The organism is Acidovorax sp. SRB_24 (genome assembly GCF_012931925.1).
The window spans coordinates 15,219-34,569 of record NZ_MWOM01000003.1 but is presented as its reverse complement, the minus strand read 5'-3'; the positions used below and the strand labels follow the sequence as shown (position 1 = coordinate 34,569).

Below are 19,351 nucleotides of genomic sequence, written 5' to 3'. Positions count from 1 at the left end.
CTCAGCACCCCGCAATGACCTGGCCGTCGACCTGCGGCCAGCTGGCGCGCGCAGCGGCGTTCATGGCGCGGCACACTAGGTTATTGACAACGAGCGGGTAGCACTCGCTGCGCGCGTCCTGCGGCTTGCCGCCGCGCGGGATATGCACCAGGCGTGCCCGGATGGCGTCGGCTGCATCGGGCGCGAGCACGTCTTCGTATTTGAGGTCGAAGCGCGCGAACTTGTGGCGCAGGTAGCCTTCGAGCTCGCCGTCCAGCGGCTCGAGCTCGACGATTTCGCAGCGCTGGGCCACCTCGCGCACCTCGGCGTTCTGGCTGGAGAGGCGGTCGCGCAGTTCGGGCTGGCCGATCAGGGCCACGCCCACCAGGCGCTGCATGCCGTCCTTGAGCTCGATGAAGCGCTTGAGGTGCTTGAGCGTGGCGCTGGGCAGGCAGTGGGCCTCTTCAATGACCAGCAGGTGGCGGCGGCCCGCACGGCGGCTGGCCTTGAGCAGCTCGTGCACCTGGCGAAAGCGTGCCTCGGGGCTGCTCTTTACCTTGAGCTGGGGGTCGAGCGCGGCAGCGATGGCTTCGGCAATGTGGCTGCTCTTGAGCGTTTTGCCCTTCTGGTCGTTGGCCTCCATGGCCAGGACGTAGGGGCGGATGATCACGATGTCGCGCTTGTCGGCCTTGATGCGCTCTTCGAGGTCTTCCGCCAGCGTGCTCTTGCCCGCGCCGCTCTCGCCCACCACGGCCACAAAACCGTGGTGGTTTGCGCAGTCGGTGAGCGTGGCGCGCACATAGCGCACGCTGGCGGTCTGGAACACGTCGTCGGGGCTTTGCACGTCGTCCAGGAAGGGGTTGCGCGGCAGCGCAAAGTGCTTGCGGGCTTCGGGGCTCAGGGCTTCGTTCTGCAGTAGCATGGTTTCCTCCTCGGGGGTTTCGGTTGGTTTCGGGACTTCAGGGGCGGCCTCGGTGGGGTACGAACCCACCGGGGCCAACTTCTTTTTGCTCGCCATGACGAGCGCTGCGCGGCATGCCGTGAGCTGCTTTTGTGTCAGCCCACGCGCCACCAAAAAGGCATCGATTTGCTTGCGCGCCTGCTGGGCACTGCGCGCCGGCCACTCGCCATGCGCCACGATGCGGCTGACGGCCGAGCGTGAGAGACCCGTGGCACGGCACAGGTCGGACTGGGGGATGGCGAACTCCACCAGCAATGCAGAAAAGCTCATGCCGCACCCCCTGCCACTACGCGCAGGCCGCTGCGCACCGTGAGGCGCGCCTGCAGGTCCTGCAGCTGGTCTTCGGGCACGCCTTCGGGGTACCAGGCGCGGACCTGGGCGCTGGTTTCGCGGCTCATCGTCACGCCCAGGCGCACCAGCGCAGCCGAGGCTTCAAAGGGCGAGAGCAAGCGGGCTGGCAGGGGCGTGTGGCTGGTGGTGATGGCCGGTGCCAAATCGGTGCCCCGGCGCGGCATGAAGGTGCGCTCGGGCGCCTGGTCGATGACCTTGCCGGGATCGATCCGGCCGCCGAAAGGCGTGGCCTTGGCCTTGCGCTTGACCTCAGCTTCGGCGTCGGTGGCAGCGTCGTAGGCAAAGCGATCGACTTCTTTGCGGTTGCCCTCCAGCTGGGTGTCTGCCGGGCGCGCCCAGTCCTCGCCGATCACGTTGGCATCGTCGCGGAAACCCGCGTCGTTGCGCACGACCAGCGGGATGCTGTGCAGCACCTCGTTGCCGTCCTCGTCGGTATCGACCACCATGGCGGCATCCGGCACCCAGGGGTTGAGGGTGATGTGCAGCTTCTCGCCGACCATCACGTTCGGCACGCCGCGCACGTCGAACTCGCGCCCCTTGTACGAGACGACGAGGAAGTCGGTGACCTTCCGGGCCTCTGGCGTCTCCGTGAGCAGCGCCTGGCATACCTCGACGGGCGGGGCCACGCGCAGCTGCTCGGCGGTGATGGTCATCCACTGGTCGTAGCGCGCCTTGCCGTGGCGGCTGTGGATCTTCGTGGCGTTGAACCAGCGGGCCCAGCGCTGCGCCTGGGCGTTGAGCTCGGCCAGGTCGCGCACGGGGCGCAGGCGCAGGCCCGACTCAAAGCTTCGCTCGATCAGGTCGCGGGCTTTCTCGACCTGGCCGGTGGCGCGGGCGTTGCCAGGGGCGTGGGCAATGGTCTTGACCTGCAGGCGCCGGGCAAGGTTGGTGAACAGGCCGCTGGTGTTGGCGCTGCCCATGTCCATCATCAAGATGAAGGGCACGCCGTGGAACGGGTCGCCTTCGCGCTTTTGGATGGCAGAGATAAAGCACTCGGCCAGGTTGGTGCCACTCTCGGCGCCCATGACGTACTGCACGTATATGGCCGAGCTGTTGTGGCAGGTGATTTCGTAGCTCCACACGCGGTCTGCCTCAATGCGTTTGAGGTTCGCGGGCTTGTTCTTGTAGAACTTGTCGCGCTCCATCACCTGCAGGCCGCTCTCGGCCGGGGTGCGGGCATTGAGGTAATACAGCACGCACAGGCTGGCATCGATTTGCCAGACGTGGTTGGGGTGAAGACTCTTGAGCTCGACGGCGGGCGCCGGGCGGTTGAGCTGGTCGGGGTGCAGGTTGTAGTGGCGCAGGGCGCGGGCTATGGCCGAGTCGCTGAGCGACGCCACCTCGCCGGTGGCGGGGTCCACACGCTCGGCGCGCACCTCGCCGTTGGCGCGCATCACGTCCACGGCTTGGCCGATGGACATGAGGCGCTTGTTGGTCTTGCGGTGGCTGACCATGAGCGCGGCGCTGATGGCAATGGCCTCGTCGCGGGTGAGCGAGACATCGCCCGCATCGCTGCGTTTTTTGCGTTCAGGTTTCACGGTGATTTTTCCCAGTTGGCGGTGCAGCGTGGCGGCGCTCATGCCGAGCTCGGCGCAGGCCGCCGTGTAGATGGCCTGCTTGCCGCCGCGTGGGGCCGCCTGCGCGGCCTGGCGCACCTGCACCAGGCGTTCGACGATCACGGGGTTGAGCGACATGAAGGATTCGGGCCTATGTGCTCACTTGCCCCACTGCGCCACTTCGGCGGCCAGCTGTGCGTCTGCAGCGTTCGATACATCGGGCAGGTTGAACTCCTCGCGCAGCGCGTTGAGGTCGGCTTGGATCTGCCCAATCAGCCCGGCCATGAAGACCGATTTGTTGGCACCGTCGGGGGCATCGTTGAGAGCGACGAGCGCCTGGCGCACGCCGCCGCGGATGGCACCCATGGCATCGCGCGTGATGGCCGTGGCCTCTTTCATGGTCTGCTCCAGAGCTTCGTCGGCGGGGAGCGTTTCGATGCGCTTGACCTGGGCGCGCAGCTTGTCCATGGCGGCGTTCTTGTCGGAGAGCACCTTCTCGACCGCTCCCTTTTCCTCGCGCGCTTCGCGCAGCGCAGTGCGCAGCTCACTGGCGCTCATCTTTTCGACTTCGTCCATTTCGGCCAGGTTTTCGAGCACGTCGTCGTCGTGCGTGACCAGTTCCAGGAAGGCGCTGGCGCTTTTGACCTGAGTGCTCAAAAGTGCCAAATTGGCACTTTTCGCCGTTTTCGTCGCTGCCTGCATAAAGCGGTACGCCGTGCGGCGCGAGAATCCAAGCAGCCCTAAACGCTCATCAAATTCCCCGCGAGGCGTCAGTTCGCGGAGCACCAGCAGGCGCTTGCCCGTTTCCAGAATGGCCTCGACCGTGCGGCGCTGATAAAAGCGGATTTCGTCTTCCAGGGTGCCTACGGTGACGGCGCCCTGGTAGCCGATCTGCGCGGCCATGGCTTGGGCATTTGCGTTGGCTTCGATGCTCATCACGGCCAGCTGGTTGGCGGCGGAGATCTCTTGGGCGATGACCGCATCGTTGGCGGGCGTTTCTTTGTTTGCTGGTGCAGGGGTCTCGTGTCGTGCCATGAATTTCTCTTCGGGTTGTTGTGGTTACAGGGGAACGGAATAGCGGGCGCTGATGTCGTCGAGCTGGCGCTTGGCAGCATTGAGGTTGGTGGCCACGGTGGTGGCGATGCGCACGAACTGCACGCCCAGGCGCCAGCGGTTGGTGCCGGCCACCTGCTCGACGTAGCCGGTGGTGGCCAGGGCCGGCAGGTTCTGGCTGACCCAGCTGGGCGCAACGCCCAGGCCCTTGGCGATTTCGCCGGGCGCGAGGCCCAGCACCTCGTGGCCCGCAAGCAGGCGGAACAATTCGCAGGTCTTGCGGATGGGACCGGCCAGGGGGTAAGTCTTTTCGCTCATGCTCCAAACTCCAGTTCTGGTGTGGCGTGCTGCTGCACGTTGGCGCGGTGGTAGGCCACCTGTTGCAGATGGGCTTCCAAGGCAGCCAAGGTGTCTGCAGGGTCGGCCTGGCCGGGGTGGGCGTAGTAGTCGCTGAGCAGTTGCAGGGCTGCGGCAAAGCCGGTGTTGAACTCGACCATGTCGGCCGGCGTGGCGGTGCGACCAGTGGGCATGTCCACCAAAACCTTGCCGGCGTTGATCGCATACCAGTGGCTCGCAAAGTGGCAGCCGCAGGCCATCTCGTAGGTAGGCAGCAAGATGGCCGGCAGGCGGCCAGTGGCCAGCCACTTGTAGAGGCTGTCGTGCGTGACGCCCATGCGGTCGGCAATGCGCTCGACGCTCAGGCGATGGCGGTCGGCGGCGAACTCTTTGCAGAGGCGCAGGGCCTCGACCAAGCTGCTCGGGCGCACGCGTTTCCAGTTGCGACGCGTCATTGGAAACCCCTTGCAGCCGTGCAAAAAGCGGCTTCCAAACAAATGGAAGATGTGCATGCGTCGCAAACGGCTTGTTGCGGGCAAAGTTGCCGCTTCACCAACACGGGGGCACCCATGGAAGACACAGAGTTCAACGAACTGGCGGGCCGCATCGAAGGCGTAGCGCGGGCCGTGCTGTTGCTGGCGCAGATGATGGAGCGTGAGACTTGCATGGACGGCCTCACGCTGACTCGCCAGTGGCGAGACTCTTTTCCGCTGCAAGCCGGTGCGGACATTCCAGACACAGCGCGCAGGACCCTGCACGAGATGGCGCAGGCGTTGGATGACGCACGTAGGACGCACCAAGAATTGGTTGCTGCGGCAAGGCGGGCCAATCCACCTCTGTAGTCCGCGCACGTTCAGGATCGACACCCATCACTGGGGCGTGGATCGCAGTGCCCATTGCGTCGCGCGGTGCGTGGCTTGCGCGAAGCGTCTCGGACATGACCGCAGTTGGATCTGCAGTCAGGTTCGCGACTTCGAGGTTTGTTACATTGCGTACAGGATGCGTCATGCCTGTCCTCACGCAGCAGCCAAGCGCTGTGCGCTGGGTCGGCGCGAAACAACGCCTTCTTTGAGGCCGAGTTGCACCGCAATGTTGTGGGCATCGCCGCGCAGGCACTTGAGGCGCAGGTTGGCTTCGTTGTCGGCCAGAATGGCGATGACCATGTTGGGGCTGTAGCCGTTGTCTTTGGCCCACGCAGAGATCGACCAGCCCTTGCTGGCGAACTCCTCGCGGACCTGCGCACGTGTTTTGGGCATGGCGGTTGGCGTCCTATTTGTTGTGCAGCAGTTGGCGCTGCTGCACTGGTTGATGTGTTGTTGTGTTGAATTATGGAGCCAATTATTTCCATTGGCAATTGAAATATGGAAATATTTATTTCCATCGGCGAACGCTTAAAGGAAGAGCGCGAGGCGATGGGCAAGACGCAAAGTGACTTCGCTGCAATCGCCTCAGAAGCAGGCGTGCCGGGTGCAACGCGGCAATCCCAAGCAAAGTACGAGAAGGGGCTGGCCTCACCGAGTGCGGCTTATTTGTCCGCCATCGCGCTGCAAGGTGTCGATGTGCGCTACGTCCTCACTGGTGACCGCGAAGGTCCGACACTGGCAGCGCTGTCGGGCGAGCAGCGTCTGTTGCTCGACTACTACAACGATGCTTCGCCAGCCATGCGCAAGGCAGCCATGGCTGTGCTGCTGTCGGGCGGTTCAAATAGCGGCGCCGCGCAGGTCTTTCACGGAGATATTTCCGGAGGCGTGGCTGGCAATAACGTGATCAACAAAGCTGCCGGGAGCCGCAAACGGTGAGTGCGCGCGAGCAAATATTCCACGGCACCATCAACGGAGGAGTGGCTTTGGGCAATGTCGTCAACAACATCCATGTGCCACCAGAAAGGCCCGAGTCGGAGTTGCAGGCAGTTTTCAAGCAACACACCGGCATCCACTGCGGTCGCGAGGTGCGTGAACATCTGGAACGCTTGATGGCGCACCACGGTTTTACCGGCCAAGAGCTAGCACGTGCTTGGAACGTTGGCTCCTTGGTGTGGGATCAAGAAGCGCGCGGGTTGAAATCCGGCTCCCGCAAGCTGGACTTGGTGGGAGGCTGGGCTGGCGTAACTACGCTAACTGCCGCCCTGGTAGTTTCGCTGTTAGAGATCATGTCTAGGATGCCTAGCCCGTTGGTGAAGACGGCATTCGTGTTGGCGATTTGTATCGCGTATCTCTACGTAACTAGGTTCGTCTTGCTATCAACCATCTTTCCGCAAGCCACTGCGAGGCGGGTCGAGAAAACTTTGACTTTGAGAGGGTAGCAATGGTTCGCGAGATTGTCTTCTGTATCGCTTTGCTGTCTGCGGCTGCGCCTGGCTGGGCTGTGAACAAGTGCACAGGGCCGGATGGCAAGGTGTCTTTTCAAGATGGTCCTTGTGCAGGCAAAGGCGAGAAGCTCGACGTGCGCCCCGCTTCAGGCGGAGCCCGCGCTGCCGTACCAGAGCGTTCGCTCCAAGCCCCGATGCCACCGGCCGATGCTGCACTGCCGTTGCCAGGAGCCGCAGTTTTGCCGACACCCACCGCACCCATTGCAACGAAATCGCTCCTCACACGCGAAGCCGATGAATGCTTGTCCTGGTACAGACCCAAGCTGCGTGACCCTGCTGGCGCCTATTACACAGGGCCTTTAAAGAATGGCCGTGTGCTTTCCATCACGATCCACGCGACTAACGGATATGGAGGCTATGTCACCCAGCGCGGGAGCTGCGAATTCAACAACGGTAAGTTGGACGGCGACTGGACAAAAATTCACGCGACGCGGGACGGATGGTAATGCTGCAGCCTATAGGCTGCAGCATCAGTCTTTTACATGTGTGCGCTGAGCTGCATGGTATGCAGTGTCACAACCAGGGCCGTGGAATGCCTGCTGGTAGCGTGGATGAATTCGTGCGAGATAAAGGCCTTCCGATCCTGGGCGAGGCCGGCCGGATGTGATATCGCGCTGGATTACGCCGCACTTGATGTCGGAGTAAAGAAGAAGTTTTTAACGAGAGGAGAACCTGAGATGTCTAACAAGAAACCGCCACCGCCACCGCCACCGCCGCCGCCGCCACCACCACGACCATCGCCACCGCCGCCGGCGGCGCCAATACAGCGATCACCATCAAGACCAGCCGAGATTTTTCGGAAGTCAGACCCGTTGAATGAAACGACGGTCTTCTTTTCTCCGCCGCCGCCAGCGCCGCCCAGGCCAAAAGGTTAATCCGCTCTGGTGTCCAACGTGACTGGCGCAGTTTCGTCCGATTCACCGCCTAGCGAGAGCGATGGCGCGGATGATGTGTGGAAAAAGCGGATGCTCTTACTCCATCGAGCATGGGTGGAAGTCCGCTACCACCGACGGCGGCAGAGGTTTTTTGATTTTGCCGACAAGGGCACCAAGGTGATTACTCTTGTGTTGGGCGTCACTCTAATTGGTCAGCAGGTACAACAGAGGTTCCCTTGGGTCGGATCGGCAATTATTCTAGTAAGCCTCTTAGAACTAATTTATAGCTACAGTGAAAGAAGGCAGCAACACAAGGAACTTTCTGAAGCTTCAGCGCGGCTGGTAGCAGATATTGAGAAGGTTCCTGTGACAGCTCTGCGCTCCGACGATACAGCTTTATGGGCGGCGAGCTATGCCTTACTTTGTGCGAATTCACCCCCGCCCTTGAAGGTGCTCAAGATGATCTGCGAGCGTGAGCAAAGCATCGCGGACGGGCATAAGGAATCTGCAGATAAAGATAATCCGGAGCGGCACTGCTTGCGCCGGTTCATCGCTGATTTTTTCTAGCTCAGCAAATAAACAAATCATTGGCGCGCACCATTTAGCGCGCTCAATGCGCGCGCGGCAAAGTGCCGTGCATGAGCAAAACCCGCACCGCAATAGCCGCCTTGGCGCTGTCTGCCACCGGCCTGGTCTACATCGCGCAGCGCGAAGGCTATAGCGAACAGGCCTACCCCGATTCTGTGCATGGCACCAAAGTGCCCACGGTCGGCTTCGGCAGTACCGGCAACGTGAAGATGGGCGACACCCTGGCGCCCGTGCGTGCGCTGGTGCGCCTGCGCGCCGATGCCAGCGAGTACGAGCTGGCGCTCAAGCGCTGTATCTCCGTGCCCCTGCACCAGCACGAGTGGGACGCCTTCGTCGGCCTGGCCTACAACGTGGGCACGACAACCGTCTGCAAGAACAACGACCGCGCCGGCCCGAGCGCCATCGTTCGGCGCCTGCAGTCGGGCGACTATCCCGGTGCCTGCGAAGCCATCCTGCTCTACGACCGCGCCGGACCAGTCAACAAGCCCCAAGACCGCTGCAGCCACCCGGACAACCGCACGTGCCGCGGCGTGTGGACCGACCGCCAGAAACTGCACGCCATGTGCACCGGCGCCACGCAATGAGTGTGCGCCTGGTTCTTACGCTGACCTTGACGCTGGCCGCTGCGCTGGGCATGGGCGCGTACCGCAATCACCTCGTGGCCAGGGGCGACGCCCAGGGCGCAGCCCGCGTGCAGGCTGCCTGGAACAAGCAAGAGGCCGAGCGCAGCGCCGCCACGGCGCGCGACAACGCCACCAAGTTCCGCAATGCCGAAAGAGTCACCCATGAAAACGCCCAACGTGAAGCTGCCCGCCAGGCTCGTGATGCTGCTGCCGCTGCTGCTGTGCGTAGCCTGCGCGCCGAGATTGACCGCCTCAGAAAGCGCCCCGATCCCTACCCAGCAGGAGATGCCGGCCTTGCCGCCTGCGCTCGCGAAGCCACCACCGGCCGAGAGCTTTTCGGAGAGAGCGCAGAAGCGTATTCAGAGCTGGCAGCAGAGGCTGACGGATTCCGCGACCAGGTAGCTGGTCTGCAGGACTTTGCGCGCACCGTGTGCCGCGTGCCCACTCACTCAACCAAGGCGATTCATGATTTTTGAGCTGACGATGACCAACCTGATCTCTCTCGCGGGCCTGTTCCTCGGGGCGCTGTGGGCGCTGCTCAAGGTGATCGCGTTGCAGGCGGAAAAGCGTTCGAATGAAAAGTTTGCAGCGTTGCAGGACTCCATTACCAAGGTGGGCATCGATATGAGGCGCGAAGCCGAGGCTGCACGGCAGCTTGAGACATCGTTCCTACGGTTCCAGGCCGAGCTGCCGCGCGACTACGTGCGGCGTGACGATTTTGTCCAGGCTATCGGCAGCATCAGCACACGGATCGACAACTTTGCGCTGCGCGTGGAGCGCGCACTCGACAACCGATTTGGAGGCACTTCGCAATGACCATCAACTATTCAGCCGCCGCGCTCAAGGCGCGCCGCGAAGCGATCCGCTGGCATCTTCTGTCGGCGGTTGACCTGTCTCGCCCTGTGGGGATCTACACGGAGGCGTTGCTGCCCATCATCCAGTCGGTGTACCCGGACGCCACGCACCAGGAGATTCGCCGCGAGCTGGACTATCTGGAGGCGCGTGAGATGGTGACTATCGCCCGTGACCCCACAGACCGCTGGTTCGTGGATCTGACGCGTACCGGCATTGAGTTCGTGGAGTACACGATTGAGGCGCAGCCTGGCGTGGCACGGCCACGCATCACGCAGGGTTGAGGCATGGCACCGCGTAGCAAAGTGCACACCCTGCCACCCGAGCTCAAAGAGTGGCTCGATGCCGAGCTGATCGCGCGTGGCTTTGGCGACTATGTGCAGCTGGCGGCCGACCTGAAGGCGCGCGGCGCCGAGGTGTCCAAGTCCGCGCTGCAGCGCTATGGCTCGCCTTTCGAGCAGCGCATGGCTCAACTCAAGATGGCCAGTGAGCAGGCCCGTGCGCTGGTGGATGCGGCCCCCGACGAAGAGGACAAGCTGGGCGCTGCAGTGGTGCGCATGACGCAAGAGAAGATTTTCAGCTTGCTGATGGATCTGGAGATCAACCCCAAGGATGTCGACGTCAACAAGTTGTTCAAAAACGCCGCCGAAATTGGCAAGGCATCCGTCACGCAGAAGAAATTCAGCCTGGCCGTGCGCAAGGAGATCGAGGATGCCGCTCGCAAGAAAGCGCTGGAAGAAGCGGCACAGCAGGCCGGTGAAACGGGTCGGCAGCATGGCCTTTCTGCCGCTGGCGTCGATGCTTTGCGCACTGCAATCATGGGGCAGTTGTGATGCAGCAGAGCCAGGTGGCCCAGGCCGCGCGCATCTTGATGCAGTACCAGGTGGACTGGATTGCAGACAAGTCGCAGGTCAAGATCATGGAGAAGTCGCGGCGCATTGGCATTAGCTATGCCGAAGCAGCCGACGACGTGCTCTATGCGGCCAGCGCAGAGGGTGCCAACGTCTATTACATCTCCTACAACAAAGAGATGACAGCGGGCTTCATCCAGGACTGCGCCACCTGGGCGCGGGCTTTCAACGCTGCGGCAGGCCAGATCGAAGAGTCGGTGATCGAGGAGGAGGACAAGCAGATCCTCACCTACACGATTAAGTTCGACAGCGGTCACATGATCCAGGCCTTCACCAGCAGCCCGCGCAACTTGCGTTCCAAAGGCCGGCCAGGTGAGCGCCTGGTGGTCGATGAGGGCGCTTTCCTGGACGACATCAAGGAGGTGCTCAAGGCCGCCATGGCCATGACGATGTGGGGCGGCCAGATCCGCATCATCAGCACGCATGACGGCGACGACAACCCGTTCAATGAGCTGATCAACGATGTGCGCGCAGGCAAGTTCCCGTACAGCCTGCACCGCGTGGATCTGGACGATGCGCTGCGCGATGGCCTCTACAAGAAGATTTGTACGGTCACCGGGCAAGAATGGTCGAAAGAGCGCGAGGTCGAGTGGCGCCAGACCATGATCAACCGCTACAAGCCCAATGAGGACGAGGAGCTGTTCTGCATCCCATCCAAGGGCGGTGGTGCCTGGTTGACACGCACGCTGATCGAAGCGCGCATGAAACCCGCACCGGTCATCCGGTTCACGGGCTCGCCAGACTTCAACAACGCCACACCAGAGCAGCGTGCGCGGGTGATGCAGGACTGGATCACCGAGGAACTGCAGCCACTGCTGAACTTCAATCCAGCGCTGCGCCACGCACTGGGAATGGACTTTGCGCGCACCAGTGACCTGTCCGCCATTGCTCCGTCACAGATCGCCGCGAATCTGCACGTGACCATCCCGTTCATCGTCGAGATGAAGAACGTGCCCTACAACCAACAGCTGCAGGTGCTTTTCGCTATCGCGGATGCACTCCCGCGCTTGGGCGGCATGGTGATCGACAGCCGGGGTAACGGCAGCTACGTGGGTGAGGCTGCCTATGACCAATACGGCTCCGTGGTGGTGCGGCTGATGCCGACCGAGGGCTGGTACCGGGACAACATGCCGCCGTACAAAGCAGCGTTTGAAGACGACACCATCACGGTGCCAAAACACGACGGCTTGCTGCAAGACCACCGGGCGATCAAGCTGATTCGCGGCGTGCCCCGTATGCCAGAAGGCAAGACGTCGGGCGACAGCCACGGCGACGGAGCCATGGCCTGCGTTTACTCGCATGCGGCTACGCGTATCGACTATTGCCCCATCGAATTCATGAGCGGCGGCCCGCGCGACAGCTCTCAACCCCTTTCGGACTTCATCTATGGCTAAACGCACCCGGCTCACGCGCGACACCGCTGAGCCAGCCTCCCACCGCCCCGAGCTGGACTCTGAGTTTGCCAACCGCCTGCGCGACCCGTTCGAGCAGAACTACATGGGCGTGCTGCGTACCAACGACCCGTTGCTGCTGGAGCGCGGCAACAACGGCGTGGAGCTGTACCGAGACCTCAAGCGTGACGGCAAGGTGTTTGACGGCCTGCAAAAGCGCCAGCTCGCCCTAATTGGCAAGGAGTGGCAGGTGGAGCCGCGCAACAAGGGCAATGCCAAAGGCACGGCAGACGCCAAAACCCTGACCGAGATCCTGAAGGCCTGCAGCTTTGACAAGCTGTGCGCCGAGCTGCTGGAGGCGCTGCTCGCGGGTTTTTCGGTGTCGGAGATCGTGTGGACGGTGCGCGACGGCCTGGTGGTGCCCAAGCGCGTCATCAAGCGGGCGCAGCGCCGCTTTGTCTATGTGCAGCTGGATGAGAACTCGCCGCCATGGCTGCACCTGCTGACGCGCGAGAACATGCTGACGGGCGTGCCGGTGCCTGAGCGCAAGTTCATCGTGCACCGGGTCAACCCCGAAGACGACAACCCGTATGGCACGGGTCTGGGGCTGCAGCTGTTCTGGCCGGTGTTCTTCAAGCGCAAGGGCATCGTGGCCTGGAACAAGTTGTGCGATCGCTTCGGCTCGCCCACGCCGCATGGCAAATACCCGCGCAACGCCGGCCCCAAGGAAAAGGGCACGCTGGCCGACGCGCTGCGCGCCATGAGCAACGATGGCTACCTGATGACGCCCGAGGGCATGGAGATTGCACTGCTGGAGAGCAAGCTTTCGGGCAACGTGACCACGCAGCAGGCCCTGTGCGAGTACATGGACGACTGGATCGCGGCCGTGCTGACGGGCCAGGAGGCGCGCAGCTCGGCCGGCGGCGCCTTGGCGGCTGCCAGCAAGGAGCGCAAGGACGTGCGCCAGGACTTGACGCAGGCCGACAGCGACTTGCTGAGCGAGACCCTCAATGAGACGCTGCTGGCCTGGATCTGCGAATACAACGGGCTGGAGCCGTGCCTTGTTTATCGCCAGATCAAGGAGGAAGAGGACACCAAGGTCCTGGCCGAGACGGACAAGATCGTCTCGGAAATGGGCTTCGAGCTGGACGAAGACACGGTGCGAGCGCGCTATGGCGATGGCTGGAGCAAGAAGGCGGTGCCGCCACCACTGCGTGTGCCCGCGAATTTCGCTGAAGGTGCTACCGTGGCCGAACAGCGCGACGCACTGGACGCGTTGATCGACGCCGAGCAGGCCCAGTGGCGCCCGGTGATGGACCCGCTGGTGGACCCGATCAAGGCGCTGCTGGCCGATGCGCAGGCGCGCGGACAGTCGGCGGCCGAGCTGCTCGCCCGTTTGCCCGAGCTGCTGCCCCAGCTCGATGCCGACAGCCTGGCCAGTTCACTGACGCGCGTTGCTTTCGCTGCCCGTCTGGCGGCCGATGCCGGCTTGGCGAACGAATAGGCCCATGTCAGCAGCTACCGACTTCGCCCAGCTCCAGAAGCTCACGCCGCAGGAGGCGGTGGATTGGCTGATCGCTCGCGGCCATCTCGCTAAGAGCTATGCCTGGCAGGACGTGTGGCAAGACGAGCATGGCCACCAGTTCACGGTGAGCCGGCTCGCGCGGCTGGACCTGCTGCAGGCACTCCACGACGCCATCGTGCAATCGGTGCAGGGAGACCTGAGCCGCAAGGACTGGATGCTGGACGCCGAGCAGCTGCTGACAGACGCCGGCTGGTGGGGCATCAAGGCGGTGACCGATCCGGCCGACGGTGAGATCAAGCTGACCAAGTTCGACGCCGCGCGCCTGCGCCTGATCTACGACACCAACACGCGCCAGGCCTATGCGACGGGCCTGTGGGAGCGGGTGGAGCGCAGCAAGCGCACCCATCCCTATGTGCGCTACATCACCAAGCAGGATGAGCGCGTGCGTGCCAGCCACCGTGCCTGGGACAACCTGGCGCTTCCAGTGGACGATGCTTTTTGGAAAACGCACTGGCCGCCCAACGGATGGCACTGCCGCTGCCGTGTGATGAGCATGAGCCAGCGCGACTATGACCAGGGTTACACGCTGGACCGCCCCGGCGCGGAGTACTCGCTGGACGCGCCGACCGTGCGCAAGCCCCTGAACAAGCAGGCACCCGAGGTGGCCACAAGCGAATATGTGAACCCGCGCACCGGAGAAGTCACCCAGATTCCCGTGGGCGTGGACCCTGGCTTTGCCTACAACCCTGGCATGGCACGCCAGCAGGCGCTCCAGGAAGTGGTGGACGGCAAGCTGCGCAGCGCCGACCCCGACCTGGCCGAGGCCGCGCGCCGCGCCGGCCTCAAGAAGGACTGACCGCCATGCTCACGATCACGGCCGACGACAAGGTATTCCGCGACAGCCTGGCGCAGCTTTACCGGGGCATGGGCAACCTCACGCCCGTCATGCAGAGCATCGGCATGGAGTTGGAAAGCCGGATCAGCGGACGCTTTGAGAGCCGCACCGATCCCAGCGGCAGCGCCTGGGCACCCTGGGCACAGTCCACGGTGGACAGCTACCCCGAGGACGGCAACCGCCGGCTGCTGGACCGATACGGCGACATGCTGGCCAGCCTGAGCCACCAGGCAGACGCGACGAGCGTGCGCGTGGGCTTCGGCCAGCCCTACGCCGCCTTCGACGAGTGGGGCACCAAGCACATGCCCCGCCGTGGCCTGCTGTTTGCCGACCCCGATGCGGGCACGCTGGCCGATGGCGACGAGGCGGCGGTGCTGGACATCCTTGGGGTGTGGCTGGATGGCCTGATCGCTTAGCTGCGGCAAAATGCAAAAAGCGCCAGAAACGGCGCCTTTTTCTACTTTGCTGCTAGTTTGCATGTGGGGAAAGAGATTTTCAAAGGCCCATCCCACTTTGTCCCGCGCCAACCCGGAAAATCCCGGTTTATCGCGCCTCTCTCTCTTTCTTTATCTCAACTCCCCTCAACCTGTTTCGGACCTTGATGCGCCTGCCCAGCCCTTGCCCCCCGCTGCCCTGGCGGACCCTGCGAGCGAACGCATGCCGGCCCTGATGCCCGAATCTTCCGCGCCGCCGCGCGTGCCCCCCGACTACGCCGCCTTCCTGCGCCGCCAATTGCCGGCGCAGCAGTGCAACGTCGCCAGCTATACGCTCGACGGCGAAGAGGTGTGGCTCAAGAAGGCCGGCCCGCGCCATGGCCTGTGGCGCTACCACGCGCTCGGCGCGCTGGCAGGCCTGGCGCGCCTGCCGGTGCTGCACCCCGTGCCCAACCTGGGCGGGCGCGCGGCCATCGCGACCGAGGCGCGGCGCCTGCGCGAGCTCGGCGCGCTGGGCCTGCGCGTGCCGCCGCTGCTGGCGGTGCACGCCGATGGCCTGCTGCTGCGCCATCTCGGCGCCCCGGGCCAGCCCACGCCCTCGCTGGCGCACGAGATCGAGGCGGCGGTGGTCGACGGTCCCGCCGCCGTGCAAGCGCTGTGGCAGCAGGGCCTGGACGCGCTGGCGGTGGTGCATGGGGCGGGCAGCTGCCTGAGCCAGGCCTTCGCGCGCAACCTGGTGCGCTGCCCCGATGGCGTGGTCGGCTACATCGACTTCGAGGACGACCCGGCGCGCACCCTGCCGCTGGCGCACTGCCAGGCGCGCGATGCGCTGTGCTACGTGCATTCCACCGCGCTGTCCCTGGTCCAGGGCGGCGCACTCGGCGGCGCGCGCGCGCTGTGGGCCCGCTGGCTGGCGCAGCGCCCCCCGGCCCTGCGCGCAGCGCTGGACGGCACGGTGGCGCGCATGGGCTGGCTGCGCCACCTGCCGGCCAGCCAGCGCCTGGGACGCGACCTGCAGCGCGCGCGCGCCGCGCACGACGTGCTGAGCGCCTGACCGCCGCAGCGCCCGCGGCGCCCGGCTGCAGCGCTGCGGCGAAGGCGCTACCATCGCAACCCGCTCGTCTGCCCCCCCATCCGCCATGCCCTCGCCCCGCCCCGCCACACCGCCTGGCCACGCTGCGCACGGGCCCAACTTCGTGCATTCGCTGGCCAAGGGGCTGGAGATCCTGTCGGCTTTCTCCGAAGGCGAGATGCGGGGCAACCAGCAGCTCGTCGAGCTCACCGGCCTGCCCAAGGCCACGGTCTCGCGCCTGACCTCGACCCTGGTGCAGCTGGGCTACCTGCGCATCGACGCGCACACCCGCAAGTACCTGATGGGCACGCGGCTGCTGGGCATGGGGGTGAGCGTGCAGCGCAAGATCGGCCTGCAGCGCGTGGCCCGCCCCTTCATGGAGGCCCAGAGCCGCGAGACCGGCCTGACGGTCGGCCTGGGCACGCGCGACCGCCTCGGCCTGGTGTTCCTGGAAGTGCAGCGCCCGCCAACCCATACCGGCCTCGTGACCAACGCCGACGCCGGCACCGTCCTGCCCCTGGCCACCACGGCCATCGGCCTGGCCTACCTGGTGGCCGCGCCGGTCAAGGAGCGCTCGCAGATCCTCGAGGGCCTGCGCCGGCGCTTTCCCGACGACTGGCCGCTCATGCGCCAGAACATCGAGCGCGCGCATGCCGATTACGCGCGCCACGGCTTCGTCACCACCGAGAGCTCGTGGGGACGCGATATCAATGGTGTGGCCGTGCCGGTGCTGCTCAGCGAACGCAACGCCTTGTACGCGTTCAACTTTGCCGGGCCGGCCTGCCGCATGCCGCTGGCCTACATCCAGAAAGAGCTGGGACCGCGCCTGCTGGCGATGGTGGCCGAGGTGCGCGAAGCCATGCTGCGCACACCGCGCCCGCGCCTGGCGCCGCCCGAACTCTACGCGCCCTGAGCCCCACGGCGCCGTGGCCGTCTTCCACCACGGCGTCCGCCGCTTCAGAGTGCCCTGCGTCTGGCCTGGTCGGCCACGGGCACCGGCCCGCGCGGCGACGAAGCAGGCCTGCGCCACCTGTTCTGAGCGTCCAGGTGTGGCTGCGCAGCCCCCCGGGCAGCCGCCTGGGCGCCGCGCAAAATGCGCCAATGTCCTAAGCATGGGTAGGCGGGCGCCGACGCGCACACCCGGGGCACCAGGGCTATCGTGCAGCAGGCGCTCTTGCCGGCTTTGAAACGCGTTGTTGATGCCTCTCTCCCGTGCTGTTCCCTCTGCAGCGGGCGCTGTGCCCGCTGCTTCCGCGGCAGCTGCCGCGCCATCCCAGCGCACCCGGGTTGACCTGGGAGACGCGGGTGCCCCTCCCGACGACGGCGACGGCAGCGCCCCAGGTGGCAACGGCGGGCGCCGGCGGCGTGTGCCGGGGCTGTCCACGGCCGCCTGGCGCCAGTTCCTGGGCGTGGCGCTGCCGTACTGGCGCGGCGACCGCCGGCGCATCGCCTGGGCGCTGCTGGCGCTGCTGGTGGCACTGATGCTGTGCGAGACGCAGCTGGCGGTGATGCTGGTCGACAAGACCGGCGAGATGACCTCCGCGCTGGCGGCCAGGGACCGCGAGCGCTTCTGGAGCGCGGTGCGCATGTGCCTGCTGGTGCTGTCCTTCGCCGTGCCGGTGTACGTTTTCTATTACTACATGCGCGACGCGTTCGCCAACCACTGGCGGCGCTGGCTCACGCACCGCTTCCTGGACGGCTACCTGGGCGAGCGGCGCTATTACGAACTGGGCAACGGCGCGGTCAGCGGCGCCATCGACAACCCCGACCAGCGCATCAGCGAAGACATCAACACCTTCACCGGCCGTTCGGTGAACTTCCTGCTGCTTTTCCTGGGCTCGGCGATGCAGCTGGTGGCTTTCAGCGCGGTGCTGTGGTCGATCTCGCACACGCTGGTGGTTTTTTTGGCGGTGTATGCACTGCTGGGCACCTTCCTCGCGCTGTACCTGTTTGGCGCGCCGCTGATCCGGCTGAACTTCTGGCAGTTGCGGCGCGAGGCAAACTTCCGCTTTGGCCTGATGCGCCTGCGCGAGAACGCCGAATCGATTGCCTTCTACCGCGGCGAGGCGCAGGAGCGCGCGCAAATCAACCGCCGTTTCGACGAAGTGTTCAACAACTATGCGCGCCTCATCAAGAAGCAGCGCTCGCTCAACTTCCTGCAGCGTTCGTTCAGCCAGCTCACGGTGGTGCTGCCCAGCCTCATCTTGGCCAACCAGGTGCTCTCGGGCGAACTGGAGGTGGGGCGCGCGATCCAGGCGGCAGGCGCGTTTGCCGCGGTGCTCGGCGCGGTGTCGCTGATCGTGGACAACTTCGAGAGCCTGAGCCGCTTCGTCGCCGGCATCGACCGGCTGCACGCGCTCTCGCAGCTGGTGCTGAGGACGGCACCGGCCCCGGGCGCCGCCGCGCAGGCCGCCGCCCAGGGCGGCGCCCCCGCCCCTGAGCCCGTGCCGACCCAGATCGCCACGCGCGTGGGCCCCTGCCTGGCCATCGAGGTGCTGACGCTGTACACGCCGCAGTTCGGGCGCCTGCTGGTGCAGGACCTGACGGTGCAGCTGCAGCCGGGCGAGGCGCTGCTCATCACGGGCCCGAGCGGCTGCGGCAAGAGCTCGCTGCTGCGCGCCATTGCCGGCCTGTGGCGCAGCGGCTCGGGCACCATCGTGCACCCGCCGCGCGAGCACATCTTCTTTTTGCCCCAGCGCCCCTACATGCAGCACGACACGCTGCGCAGCCAGCTCATCTACCCGAGCCAGGTGACGGCGCTGGACGACGCCCAGCTGCGCGCGCTGCTCGACGAAGTCAACCTGGGCGACCTGGCGGAACGCGTGGGCGGGCTCGATGCGGTGCACGACTGGGAGAAGCTGCTGTCGGTGGGCGAGCAGCAGCGCCTGGCGTTCGCGCGGGTGCTCGTGCACCATCCGGCCATGGTCATCCTCGACGAAGCGACCAGCGCGCTCGACAGCGCCAACGAAGCGGCGCTGTATGCGCGCCTGCGCGGCACCGGCGCGACGCTGGTGAGCATTGCGCACCGCAGCGCCGTGCTCGCGCACCACACCCACGTGCTGCAGCTGCTTGGCGGCGGCGCGTGGCAGCTGCACGCTGCCCGGGGATTCCGCTTCGACAGCGCCGAATGAGGCCGGGCGGCCACGGCGCCTCCCGGTACGCGGCCGCGCAGCCGCGCCTGGAATGTCGAAAAAGATAGCTGAAAGCGCATACTCATCAAAGGCTGGAGCCCTAAAACGCGCTGAAAAGAGAGTGACAGGGGTCAGGGCGCGAACCCTGGCCCCACGGCGTAGGCCAGCGCCGCAACGCCGCCAGCCCGGGAACACGCGGAGAGGCCGTGTTCCGGGACTCAGGCCAGCACGCGCCCCGCGCCTGTCGGCGCCGCACCCGGTGCGCCGGACGGGGCGCACACCGGTGCCCACACCAGCGCCGAGCCCACGTGGGCGCCGTGCGCCAGCATGCGCCGGCGCAGGGCCACCACGGCCTTGTCCTTGCTGAGCAGCACGGCGCGGTGCGCGGCCGCCAGGTCGAGGAATTTCTGGTCGTCGGCATCGCGGCAGGCGGGGGGCACGCGCGGCGCC

Annotated in this window: 23 protein-coding genes and 1 pseudogene; 16 read left to right on the top strand and 8 right to left on the bottom strand. The window is 65.2% G+C overall.

What is annotated here, in order from left to right; translation table 11 throughout:
- Nucleotide 1: 1 nt before the first annotated feature.
- The 5 genes from B2J89_RS01465 to B2J89_RS01445 all read right to left on the bottom strand — a co-directional run bounded on the left by B2J89_RS01465 (nucleotide 2) and on the right by B2J89_RS01445 (nucleotide 4,691).
- The gene (locus B2J89_RS01465) at nucleotides 2-1,210 is read right to left on the bottom strand and encodes an ExeA family protein (protein ID WP_206041722.1); all 1,209 of its coding nucleotides are present in this window, start codon (nucleotides 1,208-1,210) and stop codon (nucleotides 2-4) included.
- Nucleotides 1,207-2,985 carry a DDE-type integrase/transposase/recombinase gene (locus B2J89_RS01460; RefSeq protein WP_169167452.1) on the bottom strand — a complete coding sequence of 593 codons (1,779 nt, stop codon included), beginning with the start codon at nucleotides 2,983-2,985 and terminating at the stop codon, nucleotides 1,207-1,209. Before B2J89_RS01460 ends, B2J89_RS01465 begins: the two co-directional genes overlap by 4 nt.
- Before the next feature lie 21 nt (nucleotides 2,986-3,006).
- Nucleotides 3,007-3,750 (bottom strand): DUF3102 domain-containing protein, encoded by a 744-nt coding sequence (locus tag B2J89_RS01455; protein WP_240964686.1) that lies wholly within the window; start codon nucleotides 3,748-3,750, stop codon nucleotides 3,007-3,009.
- A 156-nt stretch (nucleotides 3,751-3,906) separates the two neighbouring features.
- Nucleotides 3,907-4,218 carry a transcriptional regulator gene (locus B2J89_RS01450; RefSeq protein ID WP_169167450.1) on the bottom strand — a complete coding sequence of 104 codons (312 nt, stop codon included), beginning with the start codon at nucleotides 4,216-4,218 and terminating at the stop codon, nucleotides 3,907-3,909.
- Nucleotides 4,215-4,691, bottom strand: a complete 477-nt coding sequence (locus B2J89_RS01445; RefSeq protein WP_169167449.1) for a hypothetical protein — start codon at nucleotides 4,689-4,691, stop codon at nucleotides 4,215-4,217. The genes B2J89_RS01450 and B2J89_RS01445 overlap by 4 nt, the downstream gene beginning before the upstream one ends.
- Nucleotides 4,692-4,805: 114 nt before the next feature.
- Here B2J89_RS01445 and B2J89_RS01440 point away from each other — a divergent pair, with 114 nt between their 5' ends.
- Entirely contained in the window at nucleotides 4,806-5,078 is a 273-nt protein-coding gene (locus B2J89_RS01440; protein ID WP_169167448.1) for a hypothetical protein, read from the top strand.
- Between the two features lie 174 nt (nucleotides 5,079-5,252).
- On the opposite strand, the gene B2J89_RS01435 is transcribed toward B2J89_RS01440, so the two are convergent.
- Nucleotides 5,253-5,492: a DNA-binding protein gene (locus B2J89_RS01435; protein WP_169167447.1), complete on the bottom strand. Its 240-nt coding sequence runs from the start codon at nucleotides 5,490-5,492 to the stop codon at nucleotides 5,253-5,255.
- Nucleotides 5,493-5,597: 105 nt separating this feature from the next.
- Between B2J89_RS01435 and B2J89_RS01430 the strand changes: the two genes are divergently transcribed.
- Complete coding sequence (locus tag B2J89_RS01430) at nucleotides 5,598-6,035, top strand: helix-turn-helix domain-containing protein (protein WP_169167446.1); 438 nt, start codon at nucleotides 5,598-5,600, stop codon at nucleotides 6,033-6,035.
- Between the two features lie 47 nt (nucleotides 6,036-6,082).
- Nucleotides 6,083-6,538: a hypothetical protein gene (locus B2J89_RS01425; RefSeq protein ID WP_169167445.1), complete on the top strand. Its 456-nt coding sequence runs from the start codon at nucleotides 6,083-6,085 to the stop codon at nucleotides 6,536-6,538.
- Between the two features lie 747 nt (nucleotides 6,539-7,285).
- Here the strand turns inward: B2J89_RS01425 and B2J89_RS23110 are convergent.
- Nucleotides 7,286-7,525 carry a hypothetical protein gene (locus B2J89_RS23110; protein ID WP_169167419.1) on the bottom strand — a complete coding sequence of 80 codons (240 nt, stop codon included), beginning with the start codon at nucleotides 7,523-7,525 and terminating at the stop codon, nucleotides 7,286-7,288.
- A gap of 44 nt (nucleotides 7,526-7,569) precedes the next feature.
- Here B2J89_RS23110 and B2J89_RS01415 point away from each other — a divergent pair, with 44 nt between their 5' ends.
- From B2J89_RS01415 to B2J89_RS01355, 13 genes are all read left to right on the top strand, one after another.
- Nucleotides 7,570-8,046 carry a hypothetical protein gene (locus B2J89_RS01415; RefSeq protein ID WP_205763659.1) on the top strand — a complete coding sequence of 159 codons (477 nt, stop codon included), beginning with the start codon at nucleotides 7,570-7,572 and terminating at the stop codon, nucleotides 8,044-8,046.
- A gap of 71 nt (nucleotides 8,047-8,117) precedes the next feature.
- Nucleotides 8,118-8,651, top strand: a complete 534-nt coding sequence (locus B2J89_RS01410; RefSeq protein WP_169167443.1) for a lysozyme — start codon at nucleotides 8,118-8,120, stop codon at nucleotides 8,649-8,651.
- Nucleotides 8,648-9,166: a hypothetical protein gene (locus B2J89_RS01405; RefSeq protein ID WP_169167442.1), complete on the top strand. Its 519-nt coding sequence runs from the start codon at nucleotides 8,648-8,650 to the stop codon at nucleotides 9,164-9,166. The genes B2J89_RS01410 and B2J89_RS01405 overlap by 4 nt, the downstream gene beginning before the upstream one ends.
- Nucleotides 9,167-9,173: 7 nt before the next feature.
- The gene (locus B2J89_RS01400) at nucleotides 9,174-9,506 is read left to right on the top strand and encodes a hypothetical protein (RefSeq protein ID WP_240964685.1); all 333 of its coding nucleotides are present in this window, start codon (nucleotides 9,174-9,176) and stop codon (nucleotides 9,504-9,506) included.
- On the top strand, nucleotides 9,503-9,826 hold the full coding sequence (locus B2J89_RS01395) for a hypothetical protein (RefSeq protein WP_169167440.1): 324 nt from the start codon (nucleotides 9,503-9,505) through the stop codon (nucleotides 9,824-9,826). The genes B2J89_RS01400 and B2J89_RS01395 overlap by 4 nt, the downstream gene beginning before the upstream one ends.
- 3 nt (nucleotides 9,827-9,829) lie before the next feature.
- Nucleotides 9,830-10,375, top strand: a complete 546-nt coding sequence (locus tag B2J89_RS01390; RefSeq protein WP_169167439.1) for a DUF3486 family protein — start codon at nucleotides 9,830-9,832, stop codon at nucleotides 10,373-10,375.
- Nucleotides 10,376-10,389: 14 nt separating this feature from the next.
- The gene (locus B2J89_RS01385; RefSeq protein ID WP_371809016.1) at nucleotides 10,390-11,847 is read left to right on the top strand and encodes a terminase large subunit domain-containing protein; all 1,458 of its coding nucleotides are present in this window, start codon (nucleotides 10,390-10,392) and stop codon (nucleotides 11,845-11,847) included.
- Entirely contained in the window at nucleotides 11,840-13,348 is a 1,509-nt protein-coding gene (locus B2J89_RS01380) for a DUF935 domain-containing protein (RefSeq protein ID WP_169167437.1), read from the top strand. Before B2J89_RS01385 ends, B2J89_RS01380 begins: the two co-directional genes overlap by 8 nt.
- 4 nt (nucleotides 13,349-13,352) lie before the next feature.
- Nucleotides 13,353-14,225, top strand: a complete 873-nt coding sequence (locus B2J89_RS01375; protein ID WP_169167436.1) for a phage minor head protein — start codon at nucleotides 13,353-13,355, stop codon at nucleotides 14,223-14,225.
- Nucleotides 14,226-14,230: 5 nt separating this feature from the next.
- Nucleotides 14,231-14,680, top strand: coding sequence for a phage virion morphogenesis protein (locus B2J89_RS01370; protein ID WP_169167435.1), 450 nt, complete (start codon nucleotides 14,231-14,233; stop codon nucleotides 14,678-14,680).
- Nucleotides 14,681-14,933: 253 nt separating this feature from the next.
- Entirely contained in the window at nucleotides 14,934-15,752 is an 819-nt protein-coding gene (locus B2J89_RS01365) for a hypothetical protein (RefSeq protein ID WP_240964684.1), read from the top strand.
- 85 nt (nucleotides 15,753-15,837) lie between these two features.
- Complete coding sequence (locus B2J89_RS01360; RefSeq protein ID WP_169167433.1) at nucleotides 15,838-16,683, top strand: IclR family transcriptional regulator; 846 nt, start codon at nucleotides 15,838-15,840, stop codon at nucleotides 16,681-16,683.
- Between the two features lie 490 nt (nucleotides 16,684-17,173).
- On the top strand, nucleotides 17,174-18,901 hold the full coding sequence (locus B2J89_RS01355; protein WP_169167531.1) for an ABC transporter ATP-binding protein/permease: 1,728 nt from the start codon (nucleotides 17,174-17,176) through the stop codon (nucleotides 18,899-18,901).
- Nucleotides 18,902-19,119: 218 nt separating this feature from the next.
- On the opposite strand, the pseudogene B2J89_RS01350 reads toward B2J89_RS01355, so the two are convergent.
- A pseudogene (locus B2J89_RS01350) lies at nucleotides 19,120-19,351 on the bottom strand (PIN domain-containing protein); the annotation flags it as partial.